Here is a 14,679-nt window from a genome sequence, read left to right as displayed (position 1 = left end):
GCCGCGAGCTGACGGTCAGCTTCTAGGCTGAAGTCATCAGCAAGCGGACGTTCCGCTGGCGACCTCGTTGCGGACCTGAACAGCACAAACATTCTCTGTTGGCGGATGGCTCAAAGCCTAGCAGTCTGGCATCGCGTTGCTCGCCAACAGTGACGATCCGGTGTCTCCGTCGAGCGCAAAACGCTCGCAGCGCTCGCCGTCGGACTCATCGATGAAACTCTCGATATGTTTGAAGCCGAGCTTCGCCAATATCCGCAGCGACGCGAAATTGCGCACCGCCGCCTCGGCCGTCACCTGTTCAAGCGCCAGAGTTTCAAAGGCGTAGTGGAGGACTTCGCGCGCCGCCTCGCTGCCCAGTCCGCGCCCCCAATCCGCACGCGCCAGCACAAATCCCAATGCGGCTGCCTTGGCGTCGGTTGCGCCGAAGGACAGGGTTATCGTCCCGATCGCGTCCAATACTCCTGCTTGGTCTATGGACCACTGGATCGCCTTACCGTCAGCGAACCGTTGACGCGAACGCGCGAACCATCGCTCGCCTGCGCTTATGTCGTCGGGAACGGGATCGCCGGCAAGGGAGGCGGATTCGACATCCGTCGCGCGCGCAAACCATGCTGGGATATCCCGTTCGCTCGGCGCCCGAAGCACGAGCCTTGGTGTTGTGAGCTTGGGAAATCGGACTGCTTCCATTGGGAGCATTTTCGACCTGAGGCGGCACCAATGCAACGGCGCTGGCAGGTCGCGTCCGCTAACCACCAATCAGCGACGTTACTGCACGACTGGTGGCGCGCTGAAAGCGAAAAACGATTTCAGGGCGAGTTGGGGGCCGCGAGCAGACTGGCAGCATTGAAGGTCCAGACACGCCCGACGTGATCAGCATACATCAGCACGTCGTAGCCGTGACTATCCGGAATGCTCAGGCTGCTCCTGGATTAGATGTCAGTGGCTTTGGGACGGCCTTGATGCCGTTTTCCTGAAATGCCTGGTGCACGGCGAGCAAAACGGCGCGGCGGATCATGAAGTGTTTGCCCGCTTTCGCCATGAATTTGGCCCGGATAACCAGCGTGCCGTCCTCAACCTCGGCAATTCCCTGGCTCTTGAACGGGGCGAGCAGATCTCCAGCAAGTTCCGGGTCGGCCGAAATATCCTGGCCGATCTTCTTGAAAATCTTGCGGACTTTTTCGACATCGGTGTTGAATGCAACGCGAAAGGTCAGTTTCTCGATCATCCAGTCGCGGCTGAAATTCTGGATCTTGCCAATCTCGCCATAGGGAATTGTCGCCAAGGCACCGCGCTGATGGCGCAGGGAAACCGAGCGGACCGAGATTTTTTCTACGGTCCCCTTGGCGCCTGACGTTTCGATATATTCGCCGAAGCGGAATGCATCGTCGATCAGGAAAAACAGCCCGGAGACTAGGTCCTTCACCAGCGTCTGCGAGCCGAAGCCGATGGCCAGCCCGAACACACTCAAGCCGGCGATCAGCGGCCAGACATTGACCCCGATCGACACCAGGATCGAGAGCAGCGCCAAGGCCACAATGCTCGATTTGCCGACCGCGCTGATCAGCGGCACAAGCGTGCCCAGCCGTGAACGCGGCGCACCGAGCGCCTCCTCGTCACCACCTACGGCGGGTAACTCGGCGCGCAAGGCGCGAGTCGTCCCCGTGCCGACCACGTTCCACAGAAACGCCGCCCCCAACATGATCAGCGCCAAACCGGATGCGCCCTTGGCGACCTCTCGCAGATCTATGCCGAACCCGGCAGCCAGCGGTGTCGCCCATAGCGTTCCCAGCATGGCAATCATGATCGCCACGACGGTGAAGCGGGCGGTCTGTCGCCCTGCCGCTGCCAAGATCGAGATATCAGGAGACTCCAATCCGCGCTGCGCCCAGTTCCCGATCATTGCGTCGAGATGCGGCGCGGCGAGAAACATCAACGCGGTCAGCAGAACGGCCGACCCACGAAGCGATGCTCCCAGGGTCAGCGCGGCCTGAGTGCTGAGAAAGGTGATTATCAGGAACGCGATCACGATTGCCGGCCACATTTTGGCGAGACGGGTGCGCCAGCGGCTTCTGGGGCGCGGACCGGCGACGGCGGCTGCCATTGTGCGTCTGTGCCGCCATACCGCCCATGCAAACAGAAGGTAGATCGGAATTCCCAAGCCTGTTCGCAGCAGATCCCCCAAGGCCGGCCCGACGCTCCAGAGCCGCAACGTCGCGAACAGCGCAACGCCGATGATCGCCAATCCAATAGCAAGCGAGAGGTCGCGCACGAGCGCCGCCAGATGGACGGAGCGCTCCGCGAACTCGGTTCGCCGCGATGCCATCAAGAGTGATCTGACGGCGGCGAGGATGATGAGGCCGAGCACGGTCGCTACCGTCCAAAGGCGAAGGGTTTGCAAAGGCACGCCAGAACCGGCCAGCAGCCGCGCAGCGATGAAACCGATCACCAGCGCCACCACAGTAGCCGCCACGCCCGCGAAGAATCTGCGCCATGCACTAGTTGTGGCACTCGCCTTCTTGAACCGCCGGGCGAGCAGGATGAACACGCCTGCGACGAGCGCAACAACCAACACAATCTCGAACAGGAGCACAAGGAGAGATGTTCCCCCGGCCGCAAGCGAGGCCTTCAGGTTTTGAAGCTCGACGGGGACGTTGGTCAAAGCGGCAAACCGCGCGAACAGTCCGGAGACGAAACGCTCGGCTAGCTGTTCGAAGCCCCAAATCAACGAAGTAACGTCCGTTTCCGCCGTATTGTCCACGATTTCCCCCTTCAGCGCCTCGGAAGCCAGTTCCGGCGGTCGCTCGTCGGCCGCTGTCTCGCTATCCAGCGCCCGACCGTAGAACAATTCAAGCTTTTTTGCCCGGCCCTTTGCCCCGCGCGGGTCCGAGCGCACTGAACTTGTCGGCCCAGAGCGCAACGACCGCGTCGATGTCGTAGGTCTGATTTCCGCTGCCTATCAGGCGTTTTCTGTGGCTTTCTTCTGCTCGACTTTCGGAAAGCCAACATCTCATTCAGCTCTCTATTTGAACACCTCTCCGTAAGCAAGTACGCTGCCAAACGACAATGGCCCATTCGACGGTAGTGGTTTCATCGTAGCAAAGTGGGAGTGATGAGAAGTTTGCACGACATACCATCGCTAGCTGGGAGGTATCGCAACCAGGAAGCCACTGGCCAGCAGATATTCATAAAGATGCCGTAGAGGGGGTGCGGGGCGCAACTGATCGGCAGTTATCCATTGCCGGCTACCGTCAACCTCCCATCCGCGTCCCAGCTCAGTTTCGAGCAGGGGAAGCAACTCCTCGCGAGGGCATGGATAGGCCAGTACACGTACGTTGGAGCCGAAAAGCCGCGCGATACCCTCGAGCAGGCGGCCTTCCAGGTATTGAGGCTAGTCGCCTGTCAGCTGCCATTTGTCACCAGGATTGAATTGCTTTATGGCGCCAGCCACAGCTTCCGTTTTCGGGCCCAGGTCGGCCTCATAGACAATGCCTTGGTGATTGACCGCGAAGGTTTTGACGCCCGTCTCAGCATATTTCACAGGCCAGGCCATAAGCGCGAAACCGGCGATCATGTTGCCGTTGATGACATAGTTATAGGCGCCGCCGGCGATATTCTTGCCCTGGCCGGTCAGGATGCGGAAGCGATAGCCAAAATAGCCATCGCCTTTCTTCGCCTTGTCGAGAGCTGCCTGGTTGATGAAGTCGCCTGCCGGACTGACGCCATGGGCTTCGTCGGACGGCCAGTATAGTCCGTCGGCCTGGCCCTCGCTGCTGGACAGCTTCTGTGCGTACTCCAGGACGCCATCGCCGTCGCGGTCTTCCGCGGCGTAATCACGCTGAGCATCGACGTAGGCGCGGACCGTTTCGATCGCCGCGATCTCATTTTCGCCGACACGCCGGTTGATGATCTCTTCGATGCCAGCGTAGGTATCGAACGCCCATTTGCCGTCTTTGCCCTTGGTGATAGGGAATGGCAGCGTCCATAGCTTGTCACCAATATTGAGTTCCTTGCGGTCGCCGAGATCGCGCACGATGACCGTCTTGGCAGCGCCCTGCTTGATCTGCGCGTAGGTATCCATCACGCCTTCGCTTGTCCGCAGCTTCGCGGCATCCAGCCCAAGCAATGCCGCCAGTCCATCGAAATCGTCCTTCGCCAGGACCGCTTTGAACGCTTCCGCCGCCGCTGAGGCATCATCGAAAACCGGTGGATCTTTTTCGGCCACATAGTCCGACAGGCTTTGCACCTCCTGCGCGCTGACAAAATTTGTAGAACCTGCGCCAATGCTCAAGATCATTCCGGCACCGAGCAGCGAACGCAGAACAAGACTCCGGACGCACGTTTTCATGGTCGGTTTCCTCTCGCCAAAGTTTTAACGCCTGCCACCGCCGCGCCCGCCACCGCCGCGCCCGCCACCGCCGCGCCCGCCACCGCCCTGCCTGCCACCACCCTGCCTGATCATCTTGTGGCCGCCGCCGCCGCCGCCGCTGCGAATTCCGCCTCCCATGCTCCTCGCACCGCGGTTGGAGGCAATCTGCTGGCGTTTTCCGGAGCTGACGTTGCCAAGGCCCGAAGGCTTCCTCGGCCTGTTGTCCGCTCTCATTGCCGGCTTCGGCTTGCCAACCGCGCGATTGATTTTCCCTGACGCCTTGGCGGCAGGGCGGTCATTCTTTCGTGCCGAAGCAATTGGCTTGGTGTTGGTTGGCTTTTTGAAATCCGGCCTTGACCCCGGCGGCCGGTTTTTCAAACCCTCTCTGATTTCGCGTTGGCGAACGTCCTTCACCTTGCCGGACTTTCCGGCCAGTGTGCTCATCCGGTCCTTTTTGAGATCGGACGCCTTGTTGCGCATACTGTTGCGATCGTTCGTTTTGACCCGGTCGCGCATGCTCGTTTTGTCGAAGTTGGCGAACTGGTTCCTGTCGAAGTTTAGTTTCGAACGGTCGACGTTCTTCCAATCGACGTCGTTGAGATTGATTTTGCCATTTATGTTGTTGTTGAAGCAATTGTTGCAGTCGATATCGATATCGTTGCCGTCCCAGCGGCCGCCCCAAACACCCCAGTCGTCCCAATCCACTGCCGCGGCCCAGATTGCGCCAGTGACGACGCCCGCAAAATAGGGCGCGTTGGGATAGTAGTAGCTCGGGTAGGGGTCGGGATAATAGGAGATCGGAGCAACCGGATAATCGGTAGCATAGAGCATTTCCGGCTCATACCGTGGAACATAGATCGTGTCGGCGCTGGCGGACCGGATGACGACATTGTCGTTCTCCTCGACAACCTTGATCTTGTCGTCGGACTTGATCACGCCCTTGGCGACAGCCGTGTCGCGCAACTGCTGGATGGCGACCAGCACGTCTTTTTGCTGATATGTCAGTGCGTCGCCAAGCGCCTGGGTCCACTCCAGATCGTCGCTCATCATCTTGACGATTTCGGGATAGTTGAGCAGTGAGACGACGCTGCCGTCCCAACTTTCCTTCGGCTTCAAGCTTGCGTTCTTGGCGACCTGATCCAAGAACCGGCTCGCCTCCACGATCTGCAGTGGATACAGCGACGCTTCGGAAATTACTGCGACAAGCTCGTCGGGGTAGAGTGCGATACGCGCTACCAGGACTTCGAGTTCATCCTCGTCAAGCGGTTCGGGAGCTTGGGTTGCCGCCGCGCCATCGGTAGCAGCGGCCTGATCCTGAGCAACCGCGAAAGAGGTCTGACCGGAGCACATCAAGATCGCGATCATCGCCACGGCGCCAGCATGCCAGCGCGGAAACTTGATCTCCATTGTCATCCTCCCAGGTTGCATCAACCCGGTTGTCAGCGACGTCTTGTCGCCAAGTCCAGGGCGATGTTCTTGCCTTGGTGCTACGTTGGCGCATTGCCTGCCGATGCGGAAGGTAAGTAACTGTATGCTACGCCCAGAACTGAGAGACCCTGCCAGCAGATCAGTCGACGTCGAGGCCATCTTTCGGATCGAATGTTCCCGTCAAACAGCAGTGTTCGAGGGCGCGGCGCAGAACACCGGCTGGACCCGAACCGTGAGATTTCCTTGGGCGTCGAAGCAAAGCATCCGACCGGCGATTTCGACGGCGATCGGCTAGGCTTGTGCTCGGCTGCTTCGGCGAAGCCCGAGCGGTCACAGGCCTTCATGACAGTATCCTGTCTTCAGCGCTTCGCCTCGGTCCTGGCCAAAGCAACGCCGCCATGAAGATCGTATAGGCGATGGCCACCAGTATGTAGTTGACCCGCGTGGCAAAAGACTCCGCTGCCGATCCCGGAAGCGGCGAGACGCCCGTTCCGAACAGGATGAGGAAGATTGTAAGCGCGCCCGCGTAGAGCTTGGCGGCAGGGTTGCTCAGCGCGGCGCGGCCGCCAAACACCAAGCCGGCGAGCAGCACCAGCACAAACAGCGAGGGGGTGGTGGGACGAACCTGCAGCAATGCGAACGCAAAGGATGCAACCACGCCACCGAGGAGATTGACCACAACGAGGCCGAACGCCGCCCTTGCGCTTGCGATGACATCGAGCTGCGACAACAACGATGCAACGGTGATCGGAATGACGATTGCCGTGGCGAGGCCGTCCCGCGTCAGGCAAGCGAGCATGGCGATCAGCAGGATGGCGGTGTTGGCGACAGCGAAGCGCGTAGCGCGAGGGTTTGCGGCTGGAGCCGGGGCCTGAATATCGGCGCTGCCTCGGTCGGGTATGATCGCATGGGCGATCCACATCAGGATCGCGCCCGTGACCACACCCTGTACAAAGATCGACAGGATGGAATCGCCGAGATCGCGGTTGAGCACGGTCAGCAGCGGCACCATCACGCCGACCACCAGGACAAGAAAGATCGCCCCGCCGCCCTTGCCGTTCGCCTGCAGGTAGAAACAGACGAAATAGACGAGCCCGAGCAGAAGCAAAAGGACTGGTGGCCGATCACCTGTCAGTACCGCGACGGCCTGCAGAAGCGCGCCGGCGACAACAATGAGGATCGCCATTCCCAAGGCCTGTTTCAGCGGCAGCGGGCGGGAACTGGAGATCAGGAACTGAGCCGCGAACAATGGTCCCAGAAAGGGGATGATCGCCCCCGACAAAACCGACCACGTGAAGCCGACGGCTACGGCCAGCGCGATGCGCAGGCCCTTGCGCTTGGCATTGGCGTGCGCAAGCTCGCCATCAGCTGACATAGGTCAGGACCGACAACACGCGCATCCAGATGCGGCCGATCGCGTTCGTCACCGGATTGTCGCCGGTATAGATCACCACGTTCGCCTGCGAGCCGTAGCGCACGCCCTTCGGCCTGCCTTCGTCGAGGACCAGGCGGACCGGAAAGCTCTGTGGCGTTCTCACCCATCCGCTTTCGGTGGTAATCTTCGGCAGCCCGGTCTTGGGGTCGACACTTCCCTGGGCCACGCCCATCCCGACGCTCTCGACCGTCGCGCCGAAAACCTGGCCGGGCAAGAGGTCGAACAACACGTCCGCGTGGTTCCCGGCTGCGACGTTCTCGAGGCTGTTCTCCTTGAACGCCGCGGTGATCCACACCGTGCCGACGTCGATGAAGGTCATAGCACTCTGGCCGGCGCCGACCACGCCTCCGACGGAAAGCTGCAGGTTGGTGACGACGCCCTCGGCCGGCGCCAGAACCGTGGTGCGCAAGAGATCAAGCTGCGCGCGTTCAAGCGCGGCTAGCGACTCCTTCAGCTGCGGATTGTCGGCGCCGGCGGGCCCAAGCTCTTCCTGCGCCTGCTTGAGGTCCGCTTCCGCGGCGACGACCGAGGCATTTGCCTGGTCCACCGCCGCCTTCGCCTCGTCATACTTCGCCATGGCATAGACGCCGCGCTTGACCAACTCCATGGCCCGGCTGGCCTGCTCCTGGACGTTGTCGCGAACTGCCCTTGCTTCCACAAGGCGTGCCTGGACGGCATCGACGGAGGCTGTCGAAGCGCCGATCGTCTGGCCTACCCGGGCAAGCCGAGCTTCAGCCTCGGCGACGGCCAGTTGGTATTGCTGCGGATCGATGCGAAACAGCATCTGGCCGGGCATCACGCCGCTGTTGTCGGCCACGCCCACTTCAATGACCCTTCCGGTGACCTCCGGCGCGATGCCGACGACATAGGCGCTGACGGTCGCCTGCGATGAAATAGGCGTGCGCCTTTCCATGAAGACCGCTACCACGAACAGCAGGCAAGCCAGCAGCAGCACGGTAAGGGCAACCCTGCGCAGCGGGTTGCCCTTCGTCGCCTGCGTGTCAGTGCCGTCGGCAGCGTTGCCTTGAGAGGTCCCGGTTGCGTCGGACGCCATGGCATCTTCTCTCTGTCAGACTAAGCGGGCATCGCGCCGCCGACGGAACTTGCTTCCTAGTCAGTCTTCGGCCCAGGGGGGAACCCGGCGCACAGGCACGAGCAATCATGACCCTTACCACGCGGCCTGGTTTTCATTGGCGTAAGTGACCCCGCACCGTGCCTACACTATACACCTCTTTTGACGGTTCCAGCCAACTGGGGTGTTATTTACGTGGTAGCGCCGGCCAAATTCTCATGACAAGCTGAGCGGGCGCTGGCGCCGTGCAATGTAGGGCGGTTTGATAGGTCTTGGCGGCGGCAGAATTTTCCCGATTCGCTAGACAATCCGTTTCGGATAGTCGACAGTTATTCAAGGCAGCGTTGGGGAGAATTTCCGATGGATTTCACAGTCATTGATGCCGCTCTCGTGACAAAACTTCTCCTGCTCCTGGCGATTGGCATTGGACCGAAGATCGCGCTGGTGCCATTTCTGGAAATGACCCAGAAGTTAGATGCCGAGACGAAGGTCTCGATAGGCCGCCAGATGGTTTTGACGGCTCTTGTCACGGCTCTGATCCTTCTTGCCACGGGCGCACTGCTGATGCGGCTGCTGCACATCACGGGCGGTGCGGTGGCGGTCGGCGGCGGCATCATCCTGGCGCTCCTTGCGATCAAGATGGCGTCTGGACCGACCGAAAAGCATGATCTCGGATTGCCGGTAGACGTGGCAAAGATAGCCGTCTTTCCCCTTGCTGTCCCCTATTTGCTGAATCCCGTCGGCATCACGGTCATTCTCATTGCCTCTGGCGAAGTCGTCTCGGTTGCCAGTGCTGCGCTGGTTGCGGGGCTCATCCTGCTCGTCGCCGCATTTGACTATCTAGTGTTCACCAATATCGACGCGCTGGCGAAGCGAATGAAGCCGGCCAGTCTTATCGTCTCGGAGGTTGTCTTCGGCATTCTGCTGACCGCGGTTGCCGTCCAACTGGTCGTTAGCGGATTGGTCAATCTTGGGATCATCACCGCGAGCGCCGCACACTGAGTTGGCGCCTTCAAACGTCCTCGCGGGTACACCATAGGTTGGCGGCTTGCTCGATCTCGCAATGCCGCGGAAGCGCGCCCTCGGCATGAAGAGCTTCAACCTGCATCCTGCGCGCCGGCCGAATGCGTCGCGGACCATTCGGTCGTGGCATGCTGGACCGCGGCGATGAACAGGGCCGTGGTAACCCCGAACATCATCAGCCCATTGGCGGCCTGAAGCGGCGCAAGTAGTCGCATGCGGCCGGTGAGAACCACGTCGCCATAACCAAGCGAGGTGAAGGTGACGCCCGAAAAGTACACCGCCGTTTCAAAATCCTCAAAGGCACCAAGCGACCTGTAGAGCAGCGCCCAGAACGCGACCTGGACGATGTTGCCGATCATGAGCACGATCATCAGTATCGAGAATTGCACGAAGATCGACCGCCACGGCTTGGGACCCAGCGGTTGTTTGGTGGCCCTGGCGAAGTAGCGTGCGGCGAGCATCGATGCCAGAGCCTGCAGTGCAAGGCATACCGACATCGCCAGCAAGCCGACCACAAGAACCGTAATCACGGCGCCGGACCCTCAATCTGTGGCTCGCCTTCGACCGGGGGCTGGCTCAGCCATTCATTGAGCAGCACATAGCCAACGGCCAACAGCACCGGGCCCACAAACAGGCCGAGCAGGCCGTCGACGAGCATGCCGCCGATGACACCAATCAGAATTACCGGCATCGGCGCTTCCAGTCCGCGGCCGAGCATCAATGGCTTGAGGATATTGTCGCTGAGCCCGGCGAAAAGGCTCCAGACCGCAAAGATGATCGCAGGCGTGGTTGCTTCCGTCGAGAAGACATAAACTATGACAGGCAGGGTCAGCAGCACCGCCGGCACCTGCACAATGGCCAGCAGAAGCGTTGCGAGCGTCAAAAGTCCGGCTCCCGGAATGCCAATGGCGAAGAAGCCGATGCCGACGAGCAGCGCCTGGATCACCGCCACGCCGACCACGCCGAGTGCCACGCCGCGGATCGTGGCGGCGGTCAGCGTAACCAGGTGGGCCCCGCGCGCCGTGCTGCCGGTGACACGTTCCAACAGGCGCCTGGCGAATTCGGCGGCACCCTTGCCGTAGGCTATGAGCACCGCGGCGATCGCGAACGAAAGAATAAACGATAGCTCACCGGCAGCCAGTCCGCTGGCGAACGACATCAGCGATGCCGCAGGCCCGCTCAACATCTGGCCGTATTTGGCAAGCGCCGCCGGCATGTTGGTGGCGACGAGCGCCCACGTCTCCGTCAGTTTCTGGCCGACCAGCGGGAGATCGGCGAGCCATGGCGGCGGCGGCGGCACCGTCAGGCTGTGGTTCTGCAAGCCCGAGACGAGCGAGAATATGGAAGACCCAAGCGACGTCACCACCGTGACCAACGGCACCAGCATCACCACAACGCTGACCAGTCCGATCAACAGCGCCGACCATCGATTGCCCAGCCGGACGGTCAGGCGGAGATGCAGCGGATTCAGCATTACCGCCAGGATCACCGACCACAACAGGATGCCGGCAAACGGCAATATGATCCGGCTGCAGGCGTAAACCAGCAAGGCCAACAGTCCGATTTGAAGTGCAGCATCGAGCATGGTCGAACGCGGATGCGCGTGATCGGAGTTAGGGTTCATTATCTATGCCTCCTTGCCTAGTCGTATATTGTCACCAATTCCCGTCGCTGGAGCGATCACACGAGAATCCGACCCGAGCCTATCAGATGGGCTCAACCGATTTGACAGCGCCGTCCGTATCCACGAGGCAACTTGTCTTCTTGCCGCCGGCATCGAGCTCGACCTGATAGGTCTTGGAATCGATCTTGCTCGAGGAGACCGGAAGGATCTTGGCGCTGTCGACGCCGCTCGCCTTGGCGACCGCGCTGGCGCAAAGAAGCTGCAGATCCGCCGGAGCCGTCTCAACCTGCGTCCTCGACATCTGCTCCGGAGCAGGCGGCGGCGTGCTGACGCAAGCGCTCAAGCTCTGTGCCATGAATCCAAGAGCTACAACCAGGACCGATCTTCTCACTGCACGTTTTGCCGACATTGCTTGTCCCTCTCCGAATGCCGCCTCACACGCCCTTGTAGAGGGCCGCCCCCTGCATGAGAACGATGACCTTGGCGCCGACCTTGACGCGGGCAGCGAAGTCGGTGATGTCGTCGTTCCGCATCCGGATACACCCTGATGACACGTCGAGTCCGATCGTCCAGGGCTCCGGCGTGCCGTGTATCCGGTAGATCGTGTCCTGATCGCCCTCGTAGAGGTAGAGCGCCCTGGCGCCGAGCGGATTGTCGGGGCCTCCCGGCATGCCCGCCGCATATTTGACCGCGTTCGGATCACGGGCGACCATTTCGGCAGGCGGTGTCCAGGTCGGCCATTCCGCCATGCGGCCGACGCGCACGATACCGGCCCATCCAAACCCTTCCCGACCGACGCCGATGCCGTAGCGCATGGCCTGCTGACCTGACTGCACAAGGTAGAGAAAATGCTTGTTGCCATCGATGATGATCGTGCCGGGGACCTCCGCGGTGCGGAACTTGACCATCTGCGGACGAAATGCCTCGGGCACCTCCTTGTGGGCGGCGTAGTATTTTCGCGCTTTCTTCTTGTCGTAATCGACCCACTTGTGGGTCTGCGGATCGAATACCTGCGTTTGAGCGGCATACGCCAGTGTCACGCCGATCGCGGTCAGGATGATCGCTGCGCCAAGAACCAGGCGGCGACCAGCCATTCTGCGATTATTGCTTTTCGGAGTGATGGACCGGTTTGCGAGCGAAAGGGTCATGTTCGTCCCTATCCCTATTTCGACCAGGCGTTCAGCCGGTCTTGATGGTTTGCAACCCAGGCCTGCGCGTACTTGGCGGGATCCTGCCGATCAACCTGCAATGCGTAGCTCATCTCGGTGACCTCCTCTGGTGTGAAGTCGACATGGGAGAGGAAGGCCGCCACTTTCGGCAGGCGCTTCGCCGTCGATGACGCGAACCCGATGTAGAAATGCGATGCGTCCCACGCGACCGGTGCCTCCGATTTCGACAGCCAGTCAGGGTCGTCGCTCGGCATCACGATGTGCCACTTGGCGGGATCGTATTTCGGCTCGGTCAACTGGACGATATCATGGAGCTCGAAAATGTGATGCGGACTGTAGCAGTAGAATGCGATCGGTTGCCCGGTTGCCGCGGCCGCATCGACAGCGGCCATTGCCATGTCTTCCGGCATTTGAAGGAGCGTCATCGTTTTTTCGTAGCCGTAGCTTTTTGCCCGGATCTTCTCGATGCTCGTCGACGACCAGCCTAGTGCACCGATCCACATTTCCCCCATGCCATCGCCGTCGGTATCGAACACGGTCGCCTTTTTCGGATCGGCCAGGTCTGAGATGTCCCTGATGCCGTATTTGTCCGCCGTCTCGCGCGTGACGCAGATGCCCTGCGTGGCCGACACACCCTTGGGGCTGAGGTCCACGGACTTGCGCCCGTCGACGTATTTCTTGACCAGTGAATCGAGATTGGGAAGCCAGACTTCCGGATAGACGTCGACCTCACCGGTATCCATTCCGGCGAATGCGGTCATGGAGCCCATCTCGCGCACGTCGGCGTCGAGTTGGAGTTTCTGCTCGATGCCGTATTTGATGATGTTGGCCGCCGCTTGGCCCGAAGGCCAGTTCGGCATGGCAATGAGGAGATCCGCCGCTAAGACCGGGGCATGTACCGCGAGCATCGTCAATGCCGCTAGCGACACTTTCAGCATATGCTGCCGAAATCGACTGTCCATTTTCTCCCCCTTGCGTCGGGACTGAAATCAACCGCGGCGGCAACGAGAAAAACTCCCGATCTGCCGCGGCAAGCACCAGCCTGTAAAACCAATCGTCGTCAAAGACGACAAACTGCAGAACTGGCGCACCGCCGCCAAGGCCGCTTTTGTGTACCAGCCGACGGCGTTCCGTCCCGTTGGTTGGTTCTTGTTGTCCCCGAGACTACCGGACCGAACCGGCAGCGGAACGTAAGTTACGTGGAGGGCAGGGTAACTTTCTGACTGCAAGGCCGTTCGACGGCGGGTGGAATCTCGTCGCGGATGGCCATGCAAGGCTGGACGCCATCGGCGGCTCAATATCGAGCTGTGTCGACCAAAATCGGTCCAAAAGGCGCCGCTGCCCGCGACGACGATCGCTAATAGCAATTGCCGGAATCCGCTTCCCTGGGCGAGCATGGGCGATAGGACCTGTTTGAGTGATACCTATACCTATTGCCGTAATAGCGGTCGCCATAATACCGGTCGCGGTAATACGGATCGACATAGTACCGGTCGCGGTAATAGGGATCGCCGTAGTAGGGTCCGCCATAATACGGATCGTCGTAGAAGCCGCTTCCGTAGTACCCGCCGTAGTAGCCGTTGTTGTTGGCGATCACGCTGCCGAGCAGCGCCCCGGCGACAAATGCACCGCCGGGGACCCAGAAGTCGTTGTGCCGGTGGTAGTTGCGGTGGCCGCGATAGCCCCTGTACCAGCCATCCCGAACCTGGATGACATCGGACTGCGCGCCTGGTGCCCTGGGCACGAAGATCGGCGCGGCATCAACTGGAACAGTGCTCGTAAGTGCAAAAGTTGCGACCAGGGAGGTCGCTATGCCTGACAGGAACCTCATGATCGAGTCCTCGCTGGTGGCAATTTGCCGTATGCGAAACGTCGTCATTAACTAAAGGAAACGTCGTCGATCCGAAATTGTTCCAGAGACCTGCCAATGCCTGAAGCCGCTCCATACGTTTGACAGGCAGGCAAGGCCGCCGACCATCGTGCACGCTTGTAACGGACTGGATTTGGCCAGCTTGAATTATCTGGTGCGGCCGGATGCGGCGGAATGGTCCTCCCTTGCCCTGCCCAACCGTTCTATTTCGAGCGAATAGCAAAACAGACTGAACAGAACCAGCAGGACTTCCAACAGCCTGACTGCTCCCTGTATGAAGGAAGGGAATTGATCGAGTTCCGGTACATGGCGGAAAAAGAAGACCGAAAACAAAGCGCCGCCAAAGAAAAAGCTGACCCGGCTGGCAAACAGGAACAGGTGCCTCACCAAGGCATTGCGGAATGGTGCGGGGACCGCAACCCAACGAAACCTGACCCAGTAGCAGGCCTGCAGAACGAGCGCACCGCAAGCCACCGCGACCTGGTGATAGGGACTGATGTCCTGTGGCTCTCCCAACTGCGTGATCACTTGCCGGAAGATCGGGAAAATCGTCAAATACAGGAACATCGCCGCAGCAGTCTCAACGACCATCAACATGACGTACCGGATGTTGTTGCTGGTCATGCTGCGCTATCCTCCAGGCAGGCATCGCCACTCCGACGTTTTCGCCGGCGCCAGCGAGGGGTCAATCC

14 protein-coding genes are annotated in these 14,679 nt (G+C 60.4%); 1 reads left to right on the top strand and 13 read right to left on the bottom strand.

Going from position 1 to position 14,679, the window contains the following annotated elements; genetic code table 11:
* Window positions 1-117: 117 nt before the first annotated feature.
* From ACSQ3Z_RS10410 to ACSQ3Z_RS10385, 6 genes are all read right to left on the bottom strand, one after another.
* Window positions 118-687: a GNAT family N-acetyltransferase gene (locus tag ACSQ3Z_RS10410; RefSeq protein WP_436171184.1), complete on the bottom strand. Its 570-nt coding sequence runs from the start codon at window positions 685-687 to the stop codon at window positions 118-120.
* 226 nt (window positions 688-913) lie between these two features.
* Window positions 914-2,893 (bottom strand): mechanosensitive ion channel domain-containing protein, encoded by a 1,980-nt coding sequence (locus tag ACSQ3Z_RS10405; RefSeq protein ID WP_436171183.1) that lies wholly within the window; start codon window positions 2,891-2,893, stop codon window positions 914-916.
* A 495-nt stretch (window positions 2,894-3,388) separates the two neighbouring features.
* The gene (locus tag ACSQ3Z_RS10400; protein WP_436171182.1) at window positions 3,389-4,345 is read right to left on the bottom strand and encodes a DUF2950 family protein; all 957 of its coding nucleotides are present in this window, start codon (window positions 4,343-4,345) and stop codon (window positions 3,389-3,391) included.
* Window positions 4,346-4,369: 24 nt separating this feature from the next.
* Window positions 4,370-5,773, bottom strand: a complete 1,404-nt coding sequence (locus tag ACSQ3Z_RS10395) for a DUF3300 domain-containing protein (RefSeq protein WP_436171181.1) — start codon at window positions 5,771-5,773, stop codon at window positions 4,370-4,372.
* A gap of 361 nt (window positions 5,774-6,134) precedes the next feature.
* The gene (locus ACSQ3Z_RS10390) at window positions 6,135-7,169 is read right to left on the bottom strand and encodes a DUF2955 domain-containing protein (protein WP_436171180.1); all 1,035 of its coding nucleotides are present in this window, start codon (window positions 7,167-7,169) and stop codon (window positions 6,135-6,137) included.
* Entirely contained in the window at window positions 7,159-8,283 is a 1,125-nt protein-coding gene (locus ACSQ3Z_RS10385) for an HlyD family secretion protein (protein WP_436171179.1), read from the bottom strand. The genes ACSQ3Z_RS10390 and ACSQ3Z_RS10385 overlap by 11 nt, the downstream gene beginning before the upstream one ends.
* Before the next feature lie 378 nt (window positions 8,284-8,661).
* Here ACSQ3Z_RS10385 and ACSQ3Z_RS10380 point away from each other — a divergent pair, with 378 nt between their 5' ends.
* Window positions 8,662-9,303: a MarC family protein gene (locus ACSQ3Z_RS10380; protein WP_436171178.1), complete on the top strand. Its 642-nt coding sequence runs from the start codon at window positions 8,662-8,664 to the stop codon at window positions 9,301-9,303.
* A gap of 95 nt (window positions 9,304-9,398) precedes the next feature.
* Here the strand turns inward: ACSQ3Z_RS10380 and ACSQ3Z_RS10375 are convergent, their stop codons facing one another.
* From ACSQ3Z_RS10375 to ACSQ3Z_RS10345, 7 genes are all read right to left on the bottom strand, one after another.
* Window positions 9,399-9,821 carry a potassium channel family protein gene (locus tag ACSQ3Z_RS10375; protein WP_436171895.1) on the bottom strand — a complete coding sequence of 141 codons (423 nt, stop codon included), beginning with the start codon at window positions 9,819-9,821 and terminating at the stop codon, window positions 9,399-9,401.
* 29 nt (window positions 9,822-9,850) lie between these two features.
* The gene (locus ACSQ3Z_RS10370) at window positions 9,851-10,948 is read right to left on the bottom strand and encodes an AI-2E family transporter (protein ID WP_436171177.1); all 1,098 of its coding nucleotides are present in this window, start codon (window positions 10,946-10,948) and stop codon (window positions 9,851-9,853) included.
* An 82-nt stretch (window positions 10,949-11,030) separates the two neighbouring features.
* On the bottom strand, window positions 11,031-11,303 hold the full coding sequence (locus ACSQ3Z_RS10365; protein WP_436171176.1) for a hypothetical protein: 273 nt from the start codon (window positions 11,301-11,303) through the stop codon (window positions 11,031-11,033).
* Window positions 11,304-11,382: 79 nt separating this feature from the next.
* A complete protein-coding gene (locus ACSQ3Z_RS10360) occupies window positions 11,383-12,042 on the bottom strand; it encodes a L,D-transpeptidase (RefSeq protein WP_436171175.1) in 660 nt (219 codons plus the stop codon).
* A 68-nt stretch (window positions 12,043-12,110) separates the two neighbouring features.
* Window positions 12,111-13,055, bottom strand: a complete 945-nt coding sequence (locus ACSQ3Z_RS10355; protein WP_436171174.1) for an ABC transporter substrate-binding protein — start codon at window positions 13,053-13,055, stop codon at window positions 12,111-12,113.
* A gap of 419 nt (window positions 13,056-13,474) precedes the next feature.
* Window positions 13,475-13,948 (bottom strand): BA14K family protein, encoded by a 474-nt coding sequence (locus tag ACSQ3Z_RS10350; protein WP_436171173.1) that lies wholly within the window; start codon window positions 13,946-13,948, stop codon window positions 13,475-13,477.
* A 186-nt stretch (window positions 13,949-14,134) separates the two neighbouring features.
* Complete coding sequence (locus ACSQ3Z_RS10345; protein WP_436171172.1) at window positions 14,135-14,611, bottom strand: hypothetical protein; 477 nt, start codon at window positions 14,609-14,611, stop codon at window positions 14,135-14,137.
* Window positions 14,612-14,679 lie beyond the last annotated feature (68 nt).

The organism is Mesorhizobium sp. LjNodule214 (genome assembly GCF_964252735.1).
In the GTDB taxonomy this organism is placed as follows: Bacteria; Pseudomonadota; Alphaproteobacteria; order Rhizobiales; family Rhizobiaceae; genus Mesorhizobium.
This window is presented reverse-complemented; position numbering and strand designations above follow the sequence as displayed.